This window comes from Kitasatospora sp. NPDC059146, from assembly GCF_042786665.1.
Taxonomy (GTDB): Bacteria; Actinomycetota; Actinomycetes; order Streptomycetales; family Streptomycetaceae; genus Kitasatospora.
The window spans coordinates 1-17,086 of the sequence record NZ_JBHZCY010000112.1; the positions used below are offsets into that span (position 1 = coordinate 1).

At 74.9% G+C, this 17,086-nt stretch carries 18 protein-coding genes and 4 tRNA genes; 13 read left to right on the forward strand and 9 right to left on the reverse strand.

Translation table 11 applies throughout. The annotated features are described in order from the left end of the window. The first annotated feature begins 223 nt into the window (after positions 1-223). Both ACFXPX_RS33570 and ACFXPX_RS33575 read left to right on the forward strand, forming a co-directional pair. Positions 224-1,144, forward strand: coding sequence for a zinc-binding dehydrogenase (locus ACFXPX_RS33570; RefSeq protein ID WP_380644334.1), 921 nt, complete (start codon positions 224-226; stop codon positions 1,142-1,144). A 23-nt stretch (positions 1,145-1,167) separates the two neighbouring features. Further along, complete coding sequence (locus ACFXPX_RS33575) at positions 1,168-2,214, forward strand: alpha/beta hydrolase family protein (protein WP_380532704.1); 1,047 nt, start codon at positions 1,168-1,170, stop codon at positions 2,212-2,214. 79 nt (positions 2,215-2,293) lie between these two features. Here the strand turns inward: ACFXPX_RS33575 and ACFXPX_RS33580 are convergent. The 4 genes from ACFXPX_RS33580 to ACFXPX_RS33595 all read right to left on the reverse strand — a co-directional run bounded on the left by ACFXPX_RS33580 (position 2,294) and on the right by ACFXPX_RS33595 (position 3,065). Next, a tRNA-Phe gene (locus ACFXPX_RS33580) sits at positions 2,294-2,367 on the reverse strand. A gap of 27 nt (positions 2,368-2,394) precedes the next feature. Beyond that, positions 2,395-2,468: transfer RNA gene (locus ACFXPX_RS33585), tRNA-Asp, on the reverse strand. Positions 2,469-2,523: 55 nt separating this feature from the next. After that, positions 2,524-2,596 (reverse strand) — tRNA-Glu (locus tag ACFXPX_RS33590). A gap of 127 nt (positions 2,597-2,723) precedes the next feature. Further along, on the reverse strand, positions 2,724-3,065 hold the full coding sequence (locus ACFXPX_RS33595; protein WP_375895143.1) for a metallopeptidase family protein: 342 nt from the start codon (positions 3,063-3,065) through the stop codon (positions 2,724-2,726). A 70-nt stretch (positions 3,066-3,135) separates the two neighbouring features. Between ACFXPX_RS33595 and crcB (ACFXPX_RS33600) the strand changes: the two genes are divergently transcribed. The 6 genes from crcB (ACFXPX_RS33600) to ACFXPX_RS33625 all read left to right on the forward strand — a co-directional run bounded on the left by crcB (ACFXPX_RS33600) (position 3,136) and on the right by ACFXPX_RS33625 (position 8,444). After that, positions 3,136-3,609, forward strand: coding sequence for a fluoride efflux transporter CrcB (gene crcB, locus ACFXPX_RS33600; RefSeq protein WP_380593469.1), 474 nt, complete (start codon positions 3,136-3,138; stop codon positions 3,607-3,609). Further along, positions 3,606-3,995, forward strand: coding sequence for a DUF190 domain-containing protein (locus ACFXPX_RS33605; RefSeq protein WP_375895148.1), 390 nt, complete (start codon positions 3,606-3,608; stop codon positions 3,993-3,995). Before crcB (ACFXPX_RS33600) ends, ACFXPX_RS33605 begins: the two co-directional genes overlap by 4 nt. Then, positions 3,992-4,366 (forward strand): fluoride efflux transporter CrcB, encoded by a 375-nt coding sequence (gene crcB / locus ACFXPX_RS33610; RefSeq protein WP_360237829.1) that lies wholly within the window; start codon positions 3,992-3,994, stop codon positions 4,364-4,366. The genes ACFXPX_RS33605 and crcB (ACFXPX_RS33610) overlap by 4 nt, the downstream gene beginning before the upstream one ends. 145 nt (positions 4,367-4,511) lie before the next feature. Then, positions 4,512-5,162 (forward strand): hypothetical protein, encoded by a 651-nt coding sequence (locus ACFXPX_RS33615; RefSeq protein ID WP_375895153.1) that lies wholly within the window; start codon positions 4,512-4,514, stop codon positions 5,160-5,162. Between the two features lie 195 nt (positions 5,163-5,357). Further along, the gene (locus tag ACFXPX_RS33620) at positions 5,358-7,388 is read left to right on the forward strand and encodes a DEAD/DEAH box helicase (protein ID WP_380644335.1); all 2,031 of its coding nucleotides are present in this window, start codon (positions 5,358-5,360) and stop codon (positions 7,386-7,388) included. Between the two features lie 222 nt (positions 7,389-7,610). Next, a complete protein-coding gene (locus tag ACFXPX_RS33625) occupies positions 7,611-8,444 on the forward strand; it encodes a TIGR02452 family protein (RefSeq protein ID WP_380399862.1) in 834 nt (277 codons plus the stop codon). A gap of 36 nt (positions 8,445-8,480) precedes the next feature. Here ACFXPX_RS33625 and ACFXPX_RS33630 read toward each other — a convergent pair whose 3' ends face one another. Both ACFXPX_RS33630 and ACFXPX_RS33635 read right to left on the reverse strand, forming a co-directional pair. Continuing rightward, complete coding sequence (locus ACFXPX_RS33630; RefSeq protein WP_380644336.1) at positions 8,481-8,816, reverse strand: hypothetical protein; 336 nt, start codon at positions 8,814-8,816, stop codon at positions 8,481-8,483. 134 nt (positions 8,817-8,950) lie between these two features. After that, positions 8,951-10,045, reverse strand: coding sequence for a hypothetical protein (locus tag ACFXPX_RS33635; protein WP_380644337.1), 1,095 nt, complete (start codon positions 10,043-10,045; stop codon positions 8,951-8,953). A 58-nt stretch (positions 10,046-10,103) separates the two neighbouring features. Between ACFXPX_RS33635 and ACFXPX_RS33640 the strand changes: the two genes are divergently transcribed. Then, positions 10,104-10,568, forward strand: a complete 465-nt coding sequence (locus tag ACFXPX_RS33640) for an RICIN domain-containing protein (RefSeq protein ID WP_380644338.1) — start codon at positions 10,104-10,106, stop codon at positions 10,566-10,568. A gap of 33 nt (positions 10,569-10,601) precedes the next feature. Here the strand turns inward: ACFXPX_RS33640 and ACFXPX_RS33645 are convergent, their stop codons facing one another. The 3 genes from ACFXPX_RS33645 to ACFXPX_RS33655 all read right to left on the reverse strand — a co-directional run bounded on the left by ACFXPX_RS33645 (position 10,602) and on the right by ACFXPX_RS33655 (position 13,374). Further along, a complete protein-coding gene (locus ACFXPX_RS33645) occupies positions 10,602-11,297 on the reverse strand; it encodes a tyrosine-protein phosphatase (protein ID WP_380528779.1) in 696 nt (231 codons plus the stop codon). Positions 11,298-11,384: 87 nt separating this feature from the next. Then, positions 11,385-12,146 (reverse strand): SDR family oxidoreductase, encoded by a 762-nt coding sequence (locus tag ACFXPX_RS33650; RefSeq protein ID WP_380528781.1) that lies wholly within the window; start codon positions 12,144-12,146, stop codon positions 11,385-11,387. 10 nt (positions 12,147-12,156) lie between these two features. Then, complete coding sequence (locus tag ACFXPX_RS33655; protein ID WP_375895171.1) at positions 12,157-13,374, reverse strand: DNA glycosylase AlkZ-like family protein; 1,218 nt, start codon at positions 13,372-13,374, stop codon at positions 12,157-12,159. 112 nt (positions 13,375-13,486) lie between these two features. On the opposite strand from ACFXPX_RS33655, the gene ACFXPX_RS33660 reads away from it, so the two are divergent. From ACFXPX_RS33660 to ACFXPX_RS33675, 4 genes are all read left to right on the forward strand, one after another. Next, positions 13,487-14,239 (forward strand): DNA polymerase beta superfamily protein, encoded by a 753-nt coding sequence (locus ACFXPX_RS33660; RefSeq protein ID WP_380644339.1) that lies wholly within the window; start codon positions 13,487-13,489, stop codon positions 14,237-14,239. Between the two features lie 48 nt (positions 14,240-14,287). Further along, positions 14,288-14,360, forward strand: a tRNA-Lys gene (locus tag ACFXPX_RS33665). Between the two features lie 1,008 nt (positions 14,361-15,368). Further along, positions 15,369-16,313 (forward strand): BTAD domain-containing putative transcriptional regulator, encoded by a 945-nt coding sequence (locus tag ACFXPX_RS33670; protein WP_380644340.1) that lies wholly within the window; start codon positions 15,369-15,371, stop codon positions 16,311-16,313. Positions 16,314-16,397: 84 nt separating this feature from the next. Then, positions 16,398-16,976, forward strand: coding sequence for a flavodoxin family protein (locus ACFXPX_RS33675; protein WP_375895178.1), 579 nt, complete (start codon positions 16,398-16,400; stop codon positions 16,974-16,976). Positions 16,977-17,086: the final 110 nt, after the last annotated feature.

Consider the following 17,086-nt stretch of genomic DNA (forward strand, 5'->3'; position numbering starts at 1 on the left):
TGGGCGGTCTGAAAATCACCCGTTACGCCGCTCTCCGCACCCACCCCCTCCACCGCCCCCTCCCGCAGCGCGTCCCTCTCGCCTGGGTCGGGTGGGGAGGTGGGGGTGGGTGCTGTGGGTGGGGGGGACAACTGGGGGTTGTGGGTGGGGGTGGGGGGTTGTTGGACCGGGTGGGGGTGGGCGGGGTGGGGTGGGGGTCTGCCGAGTTGATGGGAGTGCGGGGATGAAGGCGCTGGTGGCGACGGGTGAGGTGGGGGAGCCGGTGCGGTTCGCGGAGGTGGCGCAGCCGCAGCCGGGGCCGGGGGAGGTGCTGGTGAAGGTGGAGGCGTTCTCGGTGAACCGGGGGGAGACCTTCCAGCTGGAGGCGCCGCAGCCGGGGTGGCGGCCGGGGAAGGACGTCGCGGGGCTGGTGGTGCAGGCTGCTGCCGACGGGGTGGGGCCCGCGGTGTGCCGGCGGGTGGTCGCCCATCCTCCGGCGGGTGGGTGGGCCGAGTACGTGTGCGTGCCGGTCGGGTCGGTGGCCGAGTTGCCGGACGGTCTGGACGCGGTGCGGGCGGCGGCGCTGCCGTTGGCGGGGCTGACCGCGCTGCGGTTGCTGCGGGCGGTGGGGGCGGTGGCCGGGCGGCGGGTGCTGATGACCGGGGCTTCCGGTGGGGTCGGGCACTACTTCACCGAGTTGGCCGCCGCGGCCGGGGCCGAGCTGACCGTGGTCACCGCCTCGCCGGAGCGCGGTCGTCGGCTGGTCGAGCTGGGGGCGGCCGAGGTGGTGCACGACCTCGGGGAGGCGCGCGGGCCGTACGACGTGGTGCTGGAGTCGACGGGGGGTGCGAACCTGCCGGTGGCGCTGGCCCGGTTGGCGCGGCGGGGCACCCTGGTCTGGTTCGGGCAGGCCTCGCGGACGCCGGTGACGCTGGACTTCTTCGACTTCTTCAAGGGCCCCGAGTCGGCCACCCTGCGGCACTTCCACTACGCCGACTCCGACGTCCCGTACGGCACGGACCTGGCCACCCTGGTGCGCCTGGCGGCGGCCGGCCGGCTGACCCCGGAGATCGGCCGGACCGCCCCCTGGGCCGACACCGCGGCCACCCTCACCGACCTGCGCGACCGCCGGATCCGCGGCAAGGCCGTCCTGACCCTCGTCTGAACCCTGAACGGAGACAACCCATCGTGTCCTTCTTCGACACCCCCGGTCTGCTGCCCGCGTACGTGGCGGACGCCCGCCCGCGCGCCCACGGGGCCGGTCTCGACCTGTACGAGTACGACCGGGTGACCGCCGGACTGGCCTCGCTGGAGGAGTGGCCGGACGCGTTCGGCGGCACCGGCCGCCGGTACGCCGCCGAGGCCGAGCGGGCCGCGGCCGAGGGGCGGACGGTGACCGCCGGCACCGCCTACCGCCGCGCCGCCCGCTGGTTCCACGCCGCCGGGCTGATGCCGCACCCCGACCGGGCCGCCGCCGCGCGGCTCGCCGACGAGGCCGACGAGGCGATGCGGCGGTCGTTGGCGCTGCTGGAGCCGGACGCCCGGCGGGTCGAGGGCGAGGGCTTCGCGGGCTGGCTGCGCCGGCCGGCGGCGGTGCGGGGCGGGGCCCCGGTGGTGCTGGTGGTGCCGGGTATGGACTCCTCGAAGGAGGAGTTCCACACGCTGGCCGGGGCCCTGCTGGAGCGGGGGGTCGCCGTGCTGGCGATGGACGGGCCGGGGCAGGGCGTGCTGGCGGCCACCAGTGCGCCGGAGCCGGACTACCACCGGGTGGTGGCCCGGGCCCTGGACGCGCTGGCGGACCACGACGGCCTGGACCTCGACCGTACGGCGGTGATCGGCCTCAGCCTGGGCGGCTACTACGCGGCGCGGGCCGCCGCCCACGAGCCCCGGCTGCGCGCGGCCGCGACGGTCAGCGGACCGTACCGGCTGGACTGGGCGGAGCTGCCCCCGTTCGTCACCGACACGCTGGTCCAGCGCTGCGGGAGCCCGGAGGCGGCCCGCGCCTTCGCCGACCGGCTGGACCTGACCGCGCTCGCCCCGACGATCACCCTCCCGCTGCTGGTGGTCGAGGGCGGCGAGGACCGCATCCCGGGCGTCACCAACGCCACCGTCCTCGCCGAGCACGCCCCGAACGCCGAACTGCTGCTCGTCCCGCACGGCAACCACCTGCTCGGCACCGCCCTGCCCGACTGGCTCCCGGCCACCGCCGACTGGCTCGCCACCCAGCTGGCCTGACAACCCGCCGACCGGGCGGGCGAGTTCGGGAAACGCGAGAGGCCCCGGAGAGTGAACTCTCCGGGGCCTCCACTGGCTGTGGCCAGGGCCGGGGTCGAACCGGCGACCTTCCGCTTTTCAGGCGGACGCTCGTACCAACTGAGCTACCTGGCCGTACTGCACCGTCTCTTGCGAGACGAGCGATCCCGACGGGACTTGAACCCGCGACCTCCACCTTGACAGGGTGGCGAGCTAACCAACTGCTCCACGGGACCTTGTGGTGGCGAACCACCAAGGTCTTGCGGCACTGCACTTTACTACGGTACTGCGTGCCCCCAACGGGATTCGAACCCGTGCTACCGCCTTGAAAGGGCGGCGTCCTGGGCCACTAGACGATGAGGGCTTGTGGTCCGTTCGGCTGTTTCCAGCGTTCCGGGGACGTCGAGAAGCATATGGGATGCGGGGCGGATCGCCAAAACGGGTTTGGGCCGGGTGGGGGTGGGGCCGCCGGTGGGGCCTCCGGCGGTGGGTCAGGACCAGCCGAGTTCGTCCAGTTCGTGGTCGTCGAAGCCGAAGTGGTGGGCGACCTCGTGGATGACGGTGGTGCGGACCTCCTCGACCACCTGCTCGCGGGTCCCGCAGTGACGCAGGGTGGGGCCGCGGTAGATCAGGATGCGGTCGGGCAGGACGCCGGCGTACCACTCGCCGCGCTCGGTGAGCGGGGTGCCCTCGTAGAGGCCGAGGAGCTCCGGGTCGCCCGGGTCGGGTTCGTCCTCGACGAAGACCGCGACGTTGTCCATCATCGCCGCGAGCTTCGGGGGGATCTGGTCGAGGGCGTCACTGACCAGCGTCTCGAACTCTTCCCGGGTCATCTCCACCGGATCATTGTCGGGTCTGGGGTGACGGTGTGCCAGGCGGCGGGCAGCGGTGTTTGATGGGCCTGTGACGACCTCGGAGGACGCGTTGGACGACACCGCGACGGCGACGCCGACGCCCCAGCGCCCGTCGGTGCTGCGCGGGCAGGGGCCGGCCGTGGCGGTGGTCGCGGTGGGCGGGGCGATCGGGGCGCTGGCGCGGTACGCGGCCGGGCTGGGCTGGGAGACCGGGCCGTCGGCCTTCCCGTGGACGACGCTGCTGGTCAACGTGGTGGGCTGCGCGGTGATCGGGGTGTTCCTGGTGGTGGTCACCGAGGGGCGTCCGGCGCACCCGCTGCTGCGGCCGTTCTTCGGCACCGGGGTGCTGGGCGGGTTCACCACCTTCTCGACGTACGCGGTGGACGTCCGCCGGCTGCTGGAGGCCGGGCGGCCCGGGCCGGGGCTGGCGTACCTGGGGCTGACCCTGGCGGGCGCGCTCGGTGCGGTGTGGGCGGCCGCGGTGCTGACCCGGCGCGTGATCCACCGCGGCGGTGCCCGGTGAGCCGGCTGGGCGGGCCGGCGCTGCGGCTGACCGCGCTGGTCGGGGAGAGCGACACCTGGCACCACCGGCCGCTGTACAGCGAGATCGTGCACCGGGCGCGGGCGGCCGGGCTGGCCGGGGCGAGCGTGTTCCGGGGGATCGAGGGCTTCGGGGCCTCCTCGCTGGTGCACACGGCGCGGCTGCTGTCGCTGAGCGGGGACCTGCCGGTGGCGGTGGTGATCGTGGACGAGGAGGACCGGGTGCGGGCGTTCCTGCCGCAGCTGGAGGAACTGGTCGCGGAGGGGCTGGTGGTGCTGGACCGCTGCGAGGTGGTCCGGTACGCGGGGCGGGCCGCGGGCGCGGCGGAGGCGGGCCCGGGGGCGGGCGCGGGGGAGTCGGCGGAGTGAACTGGCTGCTGGTGGTGGCGGGCGCGGCGGTCGGCGCCCCGCTGCGGTACCTCACCGACCGGGCGGTGCAGTCCCGGCACGACTCGGTGTTCCCGTGGGGCACCTTCACGGTGAACGTGTTCGGGTGTCTGGTGCTCGGCCTGCTGACCGGGGCGGTGGCGGCCGGCGCGGCCTCCTCGCACGTCCAACTGCTGGTCGGCACCGGCTTCTGCGGGGCGCTGACCACCTACTCGACCTTCTCGTACGAGACGCTGCGGCTGGCCGAGTCCGGTGCGGGGCGGTACGCGGTGGCGAACGTGGCGGGGAGCCTGGCGGCGGGGCTGGGCGCGGTGTACGCGGGGGCGGAGCTGGCCTCGGCGCTCTGGGGCTGAGCGGGCCCCCGGACGGGCTCCCGAGGGGGCGGCCGCCGAGAACCGCGCCACCCACCCGTGTCCCGGCGCGCCCGGCGCGCGTTGGGCACCGAAAGCGGCCGCGCGGCAGTGGGCGGCCCGGGTGGGGCGATGGAGAGGGAGCTCGGTGGCTTCGGTGCGGGCGGCGCGTTCGGGCGCGGTGGTACGGGCGGCGGCGGTGCTGGCGGTGGCCGGGCTGGGGCTGACCGGGTGCATGTCGGTCGGTCCGGCGGCGGAGGAGAAGCACGGCGTGGCGCCGGTTGGCCAGGCCGGTCCGGCGGGTCGGCCGGGGGCGACGGGCGGCCCCTCGGCCCCGGCCGGCGGCGGGCACCCGGGGGGTGCGTCGGGGCGCTCGGAGCGCCAGGGGGGCTTGCAGGCCGAGAACGCGCCGGCCGGGGTGACGAGCGCCACGCCGGGTGAGCTCGCGCCCGGCGCGAACGGTGTGGTGGCCGGGGTGGTCCCGGTCCCGGGGGCGGGCGCTCCCGAGGGCGCGCCGGGCGGCAGCGGTGCGTCGGGCGGCGCGAACACCAGCCCCGCGCCCCACCCGGGCGGTGCCTCGACCGGCGGCTCGGCGGGCACCGGCGGGACCGCCGGCACCGGGGAGGGCCGCTCCGGCGGCGGTTCGGCCGGCACCCCGTCGGCGACCCCGAGCAGCCACCCGTCCGGCACCCCGGAGCCGGAGCACACCACGCCGGCCGCGACCGTCCCGCCGGGCCCGCAGCCCTCGACCGGCAGCTCCGGATCTTCGGCCCCGAGCCCCGGTGCGGGTGCGCATTAGCGGCCTGGCCAGGGCATTTGCCTCCGATCCCGAGGTTCCTCTATGGTGGTAGATCGTTCGTTTGATTCATTTGATTGGCGCCCTATTCCCATCTGGCGCCCTTGGCGCGTTCCGGCGATCCGTGGCTGACCGCATAGAGGCGGTTGTGAAACAGAACCCCGGACTTTGGCGCGTGCCACTTCCGGAAGGTTTTGCATGTCTCTCGTTGACGACGCCCGCTTCGCCATGCCCGCGAATGAGGCTGCCGCCGATGTCACCGACACCACCGATGTCACCGACACCACCGACACCACCGATCTGACCGCCGAGGCCGCGGAGCTCGCCGCCGAGGTCACCGACGCCGCCGAGACCGTCGAGGACGCGGCCGAGGACACCGAGCCCGCCGAGCCGACCATCACCTTCGGCGACCTGGGCCTGCACGACGACGTCGTCCGTGCCCTCGCCAAGCGCGGCGTCACCACCCCGTTCCCGATCCAGGCCGCGACCATCCCGGACGCCCTGGCCGGCAAGGACGTGCTGGGCCGCGGCCGCACCGGCTCCGGCAAGACCCTCAGCTTCGGCCTGCCGCTGCTGACCCGCCTCGCCGACGGCGAGCGCACCCGCGCCAAGCACCCGCGCGGCCTGATCCTGGTCCCGACCCGCGAGCTGGCCATGCAGGTCGCCGACGCCCTGGAGCCCTTCGGCTCGGTGCTCGGCCTCAAGCTCAAGGTCGTCTGCGGCGGCACCTCGATGTCGAACCAGATCTACGCGCTGGAGCGCGGCGTCGACATCCTGGTCGCCACCCCGGGCCGCCTGCGCGACCTGCTGAACCGCGGCTCGGCCAAGCTGGCCGACGTCCAGACCGTCGTGCTCGACGAGGCCGACCAGATGGCCGACATGGGCTTCCTGCCCGAGGTCACCGAGATCCTCGACCAGGTGCCGGCCGGCGGCCAGCGCCTGCTGTTCTCCGCCACCCTGGAGAACGAGATCGACACCCTGGTGAAGCGCTACCTGAAGAACCCGGTCACCCACGAGGTCGACCCGTCGGCCGGCGCCGTCACCACCATGACCCACCACATCCTCGTGGTGAAGCCCAAGGACAAGGCGCCGATCACCAACGCGATCGCCGCCCGCAAGGGCCGCACCATCATCTTCGTCCGCACCCAGATGGGCGCCGACCGCGTCGCCGAGCAGCTGATCGAGGCCGGCGTCAAGGCCGACGCGCTGCACGGCGGCATGACCCAGGGCGCCCGCACCCGCGTCCTCGGCGACTTCAAGGACGGCTACGTCAACGTCGTCGTCGCCACCGACGTCGCCGCCCGCGGCATCCACGTCGACGGCATCGACCTGGTCCTCAACGTGGACCCGGCCGGCGACCACAAGGACTACCTGCACCGCTCGGGCCGCACCGCGCGCGCCGGCCGCTCCGGCGCCGTCGTCACCCTGGTGCTGCCGCACCAGCGCCGCGGCGTCTTCCGCCTGATGGAGGACGCGGGCGTCGACGCCAGCCGCCACATCCTGGACCACGCCTTCGACGCCGAGGTCGCCAAGATCACCGGCGCCCGTTCGCTGACCGAGGTTCAGGCCGAGAGCGCCGCCAACATCGCCGGTGCCGCCGAGCGCGAGCTCGCCGACATGACCCGCCAGCTGGAGCGCGCGCAGCGTCGCGCCACCGAGCTGCGCGAGGAGGCCGACCGCCTGTCCGCCCGTGCGGCGCGCGAGCGGGCCGACCTGGGCATCGTGGACGAGGCCCCGGCCGAGGCCGGCGAGGAGGCCGCTCCGGCCGCCGCCGAGGCTCCGGCCGCCGCCGCGCCGCAGGCCGAGGAGCGCACCCCGGCGTACCGCGAGGCGCGCAGCGAGCGTCCGGCCTTCAGCCGTGACCGTGACCGCGACGACCGTGGTGGCCGTTCCGGTGGCTTCGGTGACCGCGAGCGTTCCGGTGGCTTCAACCGTGACCGTGACGACCGCGGCGGCCGCTCCGGTGGCTTCGGCGACCGTCCGGCCCGCTCCTTCGGCGACCGCCCGTCCTTCGGCCGGGACCGCGACGAGCGCGGCGGCAGCAACAGCCGTCCGTTCGCGCGCCGTGACGACCACCGCGCCGGTGGCCGTCCGCAGGCCGACCGCGGTGGCTTCAACCGTGACGACCGCGGTGGCCGTTCCGGTGGCTTCGGCGACCGCGAGCGCTCGGGCGGCTTCAACGGCGGCGGCTTCAACCGTGACGACCGCAAGCCGCGCTGGAAGAACTGACCTCGGACGAGGTCCTGCGGCCCGGTCGGTGATCGACCGCCGGCCGGCTGACTGAACCACACACGAAGGGCCCGCTCCGTCCCCCGGAGCGGGCCCTTCGTGTTCCCCCGGTATCCCCCGATACCCCCCCACACCTCGCTACTGCTCGCCCCCCGAGGTGTTGTTCTGGAAGTGAGAATAACCTGTGGCGCGCGCTGGGGGTAGTCCCGTAGCGTCACGGACATGAGCAGCAGACTGCACGAAGTGGCACGGGTGAACGAGGAGATCGCCGCACGGGGGAGCTACCGGACGGCCGGGGGCGAACTCGTGCAGGTGGGGGAGCAGTTGGCGGCGGCCCGGGCCGGCACGGTGTCGTACTCCCCGGAGGGGCTGGCGGCACTGCTGGCGGCCGGGGAGCGGGGCCCCGCGGGCGGGCCGGTCGAGGTCACGGCCGAGGGCAGCGTCGAGGCGGCCCGGCGGCTGGTCGCGGCCGGGGCCGGGCCGGTCGGGGTGCTGAACTTCGCCTCCGCGCGCAACCCCGGCGGCGGGTACCTGCGCGGCGCCCGCGCCCAGGAGGAGGACCTGTGCCGCAGCGCGCTGCTGTACAGCTGCCTGCTGGAGGCGCCGGACTACTACGAGGCGCACCGGGCCTCGACGGACCTGCGGTACAGCCACCGGGTCGTCGTCTCGCCCGGCGTGCCGGTGGTCCGGGACGGCGGCGGCGGTCTGCTGGCCCGGCCCTACCCGGTCACCTTCCTGACCTCGCCCGCCCCCAACGCCGGTCAGCTGGAACGGCGTTCGGCCGGTGCGGACGTGCGGGGCGTGCTCGCCGAGCGGGCCGTCCGGGTGCTCGCGGCGGCGGCCCGGCACGAGGTCCGCGCCCTGGTGCTCGGCGCCTGGGGCTGCGGGGTGTTCCGCAACGACCCGGCCCAGGTCGCCGAGGCCTTCGAGGGCGCGCTGGCCCGGTACGGGGGCGCGTTCGAGCGGGTGGTGTTCGCGGTCTGGGACCGTTCGCCGGTCTCGGCCAACCGGGCGGCCTTCGAGGCGCGGTTCGGCCCGGCGGTCGTCCCGTCCTGAACCGGCCCGCGGCTCAGCGCCCGCGCGCGGTGCGGCTCAGCGCTTGCGCGCGGAGAGCAGCGTCGCCGCCGTCGAGGCCGCCGCGACCACCCCGGTGACGGCGAACACGGACGGCCAGGCGCCGATCCGCTTCGCCAGCGGGTGCGAACCGCCGAAGGCCGCCACGTACAGGCCGGTGAGCGCCGCCGCGGTCGCCGTGCCCGAGCTGCGGCGCCACTGCGCGGCCGCGCCGGCGCCGGCCGCCGCCAGCACCGCGCCGCCCAGCTCGCGCCGGCCGCTCCAGCGGGCCACGCCGTAACCGCCGACCAGGCCGCCCGCCGCGGTCAGTGCGGCGGGCGCGGCGGATGCGAGCGCGTTCGGGACCTTCGCCATCGTCGACTCCACTCGTGGGGCTCGTAGGGCTCGTAGGGGACGTGCGTCGGGGACGTGCGTCGGGGACGTGCGTCGGTTTCCGACCCTAACCCGGTGAACGGAGCGGCCCGCCGGGGGCCCGGGGGCCGGGCGGCTCAGCCGAAGGCCGCGGCCGGGGAGGCCCCCGGCACCGTGCGGGCCAGCCGTCGTGCCGCCTCCGCCGGGTCGAGCACCCGCTCCAGCCGGAGGTCGCCCGGGACCTCCTGGAGGAAGCGCCCGGCCGACCAGCTGCGCTCGTACGGCAGCGGCTCCAGCACCAGGGTGCGTACGCCGTCCAGCAGCGGGACGTCGCTGGGCGTGCCCTCGTTCCAGAGCCAGGAGCCGTCCGGGGCGACCAGGTTGAAGGCGCCGGTGGCGGTGGGCCGGCGGCCGTCCAGGACCGCCGTCCGGGCCAGCGCCACCACCTCGGGGTCCTGCGGGACGCCGGGCAGGTGGCCGCCGCCGATCAGCACGTCGGCGAGCAGGGTGTGCAGCTGGAAGGTGTCGCTCAGGCCGCTCATCCGCAGCAGGTAGCCGGTGCCGGTGGGGCGGTCGAGGACCAGCAGCGGTTCGTCGTCGAGCACCAGCGCCAGGTGGGTGAGGCCCCTGACGTCGTGGCGCTCGCCGCCGTACCGGTCGAACAGCTCCAGCAGCACCTCGGTGACGCCCGAGGCGCGGGCCTCGGTCCGGACGGACGGGTGCGCGTACACCGCCCGGGCGGCCTGCTGCCACAGGTGCAGCGTCCACCAGGCGACCACGGCCAGGTGGGCGCGCCAGGGGTCGAGGTGCTCCGGGTCCTCGATCCGGGCGTGGGCCTCGGCCGGATCGTCGGCCTCCTGGTCCGGCAGCGGCCCGCCGCCGGTCCGCGCCCAGTGCTCGACCAGCCGCTGGGCACCGGTCAGCGCCCCGCGCAGACCGGCCAGCACCGGGCCCGCGCAGGCCACCGGATCGGCACCGGACTCCACGCAGGCGCCCACCGCCATCGCCAGGTGCGCCCGGGGGAACGGCGGCGCGTCCGGCAGCAGGGCGGCCAGCCGGGGGCCGGCCGCCCGCCGCTCGGCCGGGTCGGCCGGGCCGAACAGCGCGCCGACCAGGCCCAGGGCCGGGCCGAAGCCCTCGTCGTCGCCGGCCGCGACCACCGCCTCCAGTCCGGCCACCGCCGCCAGGAGGGTGGGCTGCTGACGGGTCGGCGGAACGCTCCGGGTGGACATCCGCCGCAGCATAAGCGGATCACGCCGGGCTGTCAGCCGCGGGTGCGAGACTGCGGCCATGACGGACAGCGCCCCTGACAGCACGGCCGACCGGGCGGTCACCGACGGCCGCTACCGGATCCGCAACGTCGGCAGCGGCCTGCTGCTGGAGGTCGCCGAGGCCTCCCGGCGCAGCGGCGCCCGGATCCGCCTCGGCCCGGCCGACGGCACCGACGCCCAGCTCTGGCTGCTCACCGCCGTCCACCCGGGCGGCGCGCTCTTCCACATCGAGAACGCCGGCAGCGGCAAGCGCCTGGACCTGACCGGTGCCTCCCCGGACGACGGCGTTCCGATCCAGCAGTGGTCGGCCAACGCCTTCGGTGCCCAGGAGTGGCTGCTGGAGGCCCATGTGGACGCCCCGGGCACCTACACCGTCACCAGCTTCGTCAGCGGCAAGCCGCTGACCGCCACGGACGCCGGTGTCCAGCAGTGGGAGGACGCCGACGCCCCGACCCAGTGGTGGCGGTTCGAACGCCAGGACTGACCCCGGGCCGGGGGGCCTGAGCCTGGGCTGCCCTCAGGCCGAGAGGTTGGCCCGGAGGGCGGCGAGCTCGGCCTCGGTGGTGCCGTGGGCGGCGAGGTAGGCCGGGACGGTGCCGTGGTGGGTGCGGATCCAGGCGAGGGAGGAGGCGAGGAGGGCGGCGTCGACCGGGCGGGAGACCCGCTCGGTGCCGGTCTCGTCGACGTACGGGGTGGGGCCGTCCTCCAGGCCCAGGCCGGCGTTGGAGCGCAGGAAGTCGGCGGTGATGTCGGCGTCCGAGGCGCCCAGCAGGGACTGCAGGACGGCGACGGTGAGGCCGGTGCGGTCCTTGCCGACGGCGCAGTGCACGATCACCGGGACGGCCTCCGGGGCGGCCAGCCGGCGGATCACGGCGGCGAGCGAGGGGCCGGCGGTCCCGGGCATGAAGGTGTAGAGCGCGGCCTGGTCCTCGGGCCACGGCCGGGTGAGGTCGCCGCGGTCGGCGGGCAGCGTCGGCAGGTTGAGGGACTCGTGGTCGAGGCCGTGCCGCTGGTCCGGCCAGACCTCCAGCTCGAACGGGCTGCGCAGGTCGATCACCGTCCGCAGGCCGAGCTCCTTGAGCTTCCGGGCGCCCTCCTCGGTGAGCGTGTGGAGGGAGCCGGAGCGGTAGAGGACGCCCCGGCGCAGCGCGCCGATCCCGCCCGCGTCACGGAAGTTGCGCACACCGGGGATGTCGATGAAGGCAGCGGTCATGGCCCCCACGGTACGGGCGCGGACGGAGCGGGGGGAAGGAAACCGGAGAGGACCGTTCGCCGAATCCCCGCCCCCGGGCCGGGGCCGTCAGCGCCCGCCGGAGACCTCCAGGAACGCCCCCGTGGTGTACGAGGCGGCCGGGGAGAGCAGGAACAGGATCGCCTCGGCGACCTCCTCCGGCTCCCCGCCGCGCCGCATCGGCAGGCCCGGGGCGACCCGGTCGACCCGGCCCGGTTCGCCGCCGAGCGCGTGGATGCCGGTGTGGATCAGGCCCGGGCGCACGCAGTTGACCCGGATGCCCTCGGCCGCGACCTCCAGCGCCAGGCCGCGGGTCATCGAGTCCACCGCGCCCTTGGCCGCCGCGTAGTCGACGTACTCGTTCGGCGAGCCGATCCGGGAGGCGGCCGAGCCGACGTTGACGATCGCGCCGCCGCGCCCGCCGTGCCGGGTGGACATCCGGCGGACGGCCTGGGCCGCGCACAGGAACGGGCCGGTGATGTTCGCCGTCCAGATCCGGTTCAGCCGCTCCTCGTCGATGTCCTCCAGCCGGCACTGCCGCTCCAGCGTGCCCGCGTTGTTCACCAGCGCGGTGAGCGGGCCGAGTTCGGCGTCCACGGTGGCGAACAGCCGCTCCACCTCGGCGCTGCGGCCGACGTCCGCCCGGACGGCGATCGCGGTGCCGCCGTCGGCCCGGACGGCGTCCACCACGGCGGCGGCCGAGGCCTCGTCCGCCCGGTAGTTGACGCACACCCGGTAGCCGCGGCGGGCGGCCAGCAGGGCGGTGGCGGCGCCGATGCCGCGGCCGGCGCCGGTGACGAGCAGGACTCCGTCGGTGCTGGTGGTCGACATGGGCCGTACGCTACCCGGCCGGCCACCCCCGCGCGGCGGCCGCCCGCAGCGCGGCGACCTTGGGCGCGCGGCTCCTCGGCGAGTCGAGGCCGAACCCGCGGGCGTCGCCCAACTCGTCCCGGACGTACGCCTCGGTGCGGGCCACTGCGGCGCGCAGCGCGTCGTCCGGCGGGACGAAGGACTGGTGGACGATCTCGGCCCGCTCGGTGTCGTACTCCCACAGGCCGACGATCCGGCCGCGGTCCAGCACCAGGTGGGTCTGCGGGTCGGCCTCGCCGCCGAAGGTGCGCCCGGCCCGGCCGGCGGGCAGCGGGCGGGCGGCGTCGGCGGGGTCGAGCAGCCGGGACAGGTCGCGGTGCAGCAGGTGGATGCCGTCGATGCCGGCCAGCAGGGTGTAGTGCGGCTCGGCCGGCCGCTCGAACCCGGCGAACTCCTCGGCGAGTTCGGGCGGCAGCAGCAGTTCGGAGCCGGGGGCGAGCGGCACCGGGCCGGCCTCGGCGACGGCCCGGCGGGCGGTGGCCGCGGAGAAGCCGGAGAACCAGCGGAAGTGCCCGAGGGTGGCCGGCCCGGCCCAGGAGAAGTAGCGGCGGGCGAGGTCCACGGCGTCCCCCGCGACCGGCTGGTCCCAGCCGACGTAGCCGTAACGCTGTTGGTCCAGGCGGCCGTTGACGGGCACCCGGCGGATCCGGCCGCGCGACTGCAGCAGTCCGAGGGCGAGCGGCAGGGTGGTGGCCAGGCCGCGTTTGCGGCCCGCCTCGCCGAGCGGCCGGACGGCGTCGCCGACGGCCTCCCGGATCGTGGTCGGGTCCAGCGGCCCGCCGTCGGAGAGCGCCCGCTCGATGGCCAGGCAGAGCTGCTCCACCTCGTCCCGGCCGACCCCCAGGTGCTTCGCCGCGGCCGCCAGTTCGCCCTCCGGGGCGGCCGCGCCGACCGCCAGCCCGAGCGTGAAGTCGGCGGCCGGCAGCAGGTACGTACAGCCGCGGGCGGACGGCAGCTCGTGCACCGCCAGGTCGGCCACCGCCGCGTCCACGGCCGCCCGGCCCAGCCCGGCCCGGGCGAACAGGCCCAGGTACGGGGCCGCGCCGCCGACCGAGCGGGCCCAGCCGGTCGCGGCCAGCACCTCGGCGGCGGACGCCCCGGGGTGCGGGCGGTCCAGCCACTGCCGGTGCGACCACCAGGCCCGCAGCTTCTCGACGCCGACGGCTTCCGGGCGGGGATCGTGCTCCATGGGGCCAGTATCGGCGGCCGGGCGGGCCCCGGACCGGAAATCGCTCGCCCGGCGCGGCCCGTTCCGGAGAGGATGCGGTACCCGGCAGAACCGGTGATCGAGAGGAGGACGCATGACCGACACACCCGGCACCGTGCTGCTCTCCGGCATCGTCGGCTCCACCGCCTACGGCTTCGCCCACGCCGGCTCCGACGTCGACCGGCTGGGGCTGTTCGCCGTCCCCACCGAGGAGTTGCACGGCCTGCACCGCCCGGCCGAGTCGCACGTCACCACCGGGCCGGACGTCACCCTGCACGAGGCCGCCAAGTGGTGCCGCCTGGCGCTGTCCTGCAACCCGACCGCCTCCGAACTCGTCTGGCTGCCCGAGGACCTGTACGAGAGCGCCACCCCGCTCGGCCAGGAGCTGGTCGGGATCCGGTCGTCCTTCCTCAGTGCCCCCGCCGTCCGCCGGGCCTATCTCGGGTACGCGGACCAGCAGTTCCGCAAGCTGCTGACCCGTGACACCACCGACCCGGCCACCCGTCGGCGGGCCGCCAAGCACGCCCGGCACCTCGTCCGGCTGGTCGAGCAGGCCGTCCGGCTGCACCGCACCGGCCGGAACCTGATCCGGCTGCCCGACCCCGAGCGCGTCCGCGAGCTCGGCGAACGCATCGCCGACCGCCCCGCCACCGCCGAACAACTGCTCGCCGAGGCCGCGGACCGGCTCGCCGGCCCCGGCGTCCTGCCCGGGGCCCCCGACCCCCGCCCCGCCGAGGCCTGGCTGCGCCGCGTCCGCGCCGCCCACTACGCGCCGCCCCGGGACGCGCCCCCGGCACCCGGCGCGCCCACCCAATCCACTGGCGGAGCCCTGGGGCCCACCGGGTAGGATCACCGTGGCCCTCTCCACCCGGGACTCCCCGGGGCGCGGGGCCGCGGGCCACTAGCTCAATTGGCAGAGCTGCGGACTTTTAATCCGTAGGTTCAGGGTTCGAGCCCCTGGTGGCCCACCGTTCGGACCCGGGGAGGATGCCATCCGACCTGGGTCTTCTTCATTCCCCCGGCGCGATCGCCGCAATTCCTGACCGTGTGCAGCCAGCGGTGCGACCGCGCTGCGGCGGTGTTGCGACCGTGCCGCGGCCGCGACTGCGGGCCGATGACAAACGGACGTTGACGCGACATCAGTTCAAAGGTCGCGCATTCGGATGTGAACATGCCGGGAAAACACCCTCGCGGCGCGGCCCGAACCGGTGTGCGGTGTTCCGTGACGCGAGGCCAATCAGCTGATGTGAATGGGAAGTTCGGCGACCCTCGCCGTCGGTCGGCGAATACCGTCCGCACCCGTCCGGGAGGGGCGCGAAGGGGTGCGGAGGGGGCACCCGAGCAGCCGGAACGGACGTTCGGGCGGGTCGGCGCAGAGAGCGTGGACGGCCGGTTGTCGAGCCCCCGGATCTTGTGACGTTGGTCACGCCGGAGCGCGCGAATCGGAGGGGGGAGTTCGGCCGGATCCGCGGGGTGGTGTACGTACGGTGACCGGGGAGGGGTGGGGAATCCGGGGGTCGGGGCGCCCGCCCCGGAGGTGTGGAGGGGTCCTCAGCACGGCTGATGCCGACGGGGCGGAATCGACGGGGCGAGCGACGGGCCGGGTGGAATTGCGGTGGGTAGTCGTGGCGATATCCGGAACCCGTCCCTCTATTTTTTCTCGATTGCGGTGAATCGGGCGATATAGCAGGGATGCGTGCTTCGAGTGGCATGCTGGTACGGGGGAAGGACGCGCCGGAGTGAGGGTCTAGGAATTGGCTCGCGTCGGTTAATATGCCAATCAGTGGTCATCATCGAAAAATGACCGACGGCCGGGGTCGGCGGACTCGGCATCCTCTTGCGGCGGTGATTGAACCGACTTAGGGCAACGAGCCGTTCAGTCGCCGCGTAATCGACACCTGGCAGCTCACGGGGGGGACATGCTGGAAATCGCTTTTCTCGGGCCGACGGTAATTCGGTTGAATGGTGAATCAATCTTGCCCAGTGCGGGGAAGCCGCGTCAGCTGTTGACGCTGCTCGCCCTGCGGGCCGATCGTGCCGTCCAGGTCCCGACGCTCATGGCCGAGATCTGGGACGAGTCCATCCCGCGCAGCGCCGCCACGACGCTGCAGACGTACATCCTCCAGCTGCGCCGCAGGATCGCCCAGGCGCTCGGGGAGGGCGAGGAGCGGGCGGCCGGGAGTGCCAAGGACGTGCTGGCCACCCGCTTCGGCAGCTACCAGCTCACCTGTCCGGTCGAGAGCAGCGACCTCAGGGAGTTCGACCGGCTGGCGGCCCGGGGCCGCGACGCGATGGAGCGGAGCGATCCGCGGACGGCGTCGGCCGAACTGGCCTCGGCGCTCGTGCTGTGGCGCGGACCGGCCTTCGCGGACGTGACGGTCGGGCGCTCGCTCGAAATGGAGACGCTGCGGCTGGAGGAGGCGTTCCTCCAGGTCCAGGCGCTGCGGATCGAGGCGGACCTCCAGCTCGGACGGCACTCCGAGCTGATCGGCGAGCTCCGGATGCTCACCGCGCAGCACCCCATGGACGAGGGCTTCTGCGCCCAGTTCATGACCGCGCTCTACCGCTCGGGCGGTGCCTGGCGGGCCCTGGAGGCCTACCAGCGGCTGCGCCGGACGCTGGACGCCGAACTCGGCGTCGAGCCGTCACCGCGGCTCCAGCGGCTGCACCTCGCGGTGCTGCGCAACGAGCCGCTGCGGCGGCGCAGCGGCGGCGGGGCGGGACACGGCAGGGCGGATCGGCGTCGGGTAGCGGCCGATCCGCGGGCCGGGCCCGCACGGGGCCGCGAAGCCGACGTCGGAGAAACGGGAGCCCGGGACGGCCGAACGGCCGGCCCGGGTTCCGGCCGTTCGCCCCGAACGGCCGGCTGCGGCGGAAATGCGTCAATCCTTTCGGGCAGGTCGGACCGGACCAAAGGCTAGTACCCACTCCTCCATCGGACTGCGAGGCTATTCCGGGCGCCGCCGAAAAGGGCGGGCCGAGGTGTGAATGGTGGAGGAGCGGATATGACTGACGGCTCGATTTCCGTTGCGATTGCGTACCACAGTGGTTACGGGCACACCCAGCGGCTGGCCGAGGCGGTCCGGGAGGGTGCGGCGGGTGTGTCGGGCGTGACGGCGGAATTGATTTCGCTGGAGGAACTCGGCGACGAGGCGTGGCAGAAGCTGGACGCGGCCGACGCGATCATCTTCGGCTCGCCGACCTACATGGGCTCCGCCAGCGGGAAGTTCCACGCCTTCGCGCAGGAGAGCAGCGGTCGCTGGTACGCCCAGACCTGGAAGGACAAGATCGCCGCCGGCTTCACCACCTCCGGTGCGCTGAGCGGCGACAAGCTGCACACCCTCCAGTACTTCACGCTGCTCGCGGCCCAGCACGGCATGCACTGGGTCAACCTCGACCTGCTGCCCGGCAACGGCGACGACGAGCTGAACCGGATCGGCGGCTGGCTCGGTGTGATGGCGCGCTGCCCGGGTGACGCGGGGCCGGAGGAGCTGCCGAAGTCCGACCTGCTGACCGGTGCCCACCTCGGGCAGCGCGTCGCCGAGCACGCCGCGCTCCTGCGCCGGGCACGTACCGCCGGCTGATCCGGTCGCAGGCGCGTCGGCCGGACCCCCTGAGCCGGCCGGACGCGGTGGTGGCCCCGGGCAGTCGCGACTGCCCGGGGCCACTGGCCCGTCCGGAACGTCCCGCGCGG

Coding starts and splice junctions, on each gene's coding strand:
- ACFXPX_RS33570 (WP_380644334.1), top strand. CDS start 224: ATGAAGGCGCTGGTGGCGACGGGTGAGGTGGGGGAGCCGGTGCGGTTC.
- ACFXPX_RS33595 (WP_375895143.1), bottom strand. CDS start 3,065: ATGACCCGGGAAGAGTTCGAGACGCTGGTCAGTGACGCCCTCGACCAG.
- ACFXPX_RS33620 (WP_380644335.1), top strand. CDS start 5,358: ATGTCTCTCGTTGACGACGCCCGCTTCGCCATGCCCGCGAATGAGGCT.
- ACFXPX_RS33625 (WP_380399862.1), top strand. CDS start 7,611: ATGAGCAGCAGACTGCACGAAGTGGCACGGGTGAACGAGGAGATCGCC.
- ACFXPX_RS33630 (WP_380644336.1), bottom strand. CDS start 8,816: ATGGCGAAGGTCCCGAACGCGCTCGCATCCGCCGCGCCCGCCGCACTG.
- ACFXPX_RS33635 (WP_380644337.1), bottom strand. CDS start 10,045: ATGTCCACCCGGAGCGTTCCGCCGACCCGTCAGCAGCCCACCCTCCTG.
- ACFXPX_RS33640 (WP_380644338.1), top strand. CDS start 10,104: ATGACGGACAGCGCCCCTGACAGCACGGCCGACCGGGCGGTCACCGAC.
- ACFXPX_RS33645 (WP_380528779.1), bottom strand. CDS start 11,297: ATGACCGCTGCCTTCATCGACATCCCCGGTGTGCGCAACTTCCGTGAC.
- ACFXPX_RS33650 (WP_380528781.1), bottom strand. CDS start 12,146: ATGTCGACCACCAGCACCGACGGAGTCCTGCTCGTCACCGGCGCCGGC.
- ACFXPX_RS33655 (WP_375895171.1), bottom strand. CDS start 13,374: ATGGAGCACGATCCCCGCCCGGAAGCCGTCGGCGTCGAGAAGCTGCGG.
- ACFXPX_RS33660 (WP_380644339.1), top strand. CDS start 13,487: ATGACCGACACACCCGGCACCGTGCTGCTCTCCGGCATCGTCGGCTCC.
- ACFXPX_RS33675 (WP_375895178.1), top strand. CDS start 16,398: ATGACTGACGGCTCGATTTCCGTTGCGATTGCGTACCACAGTGGTTAC.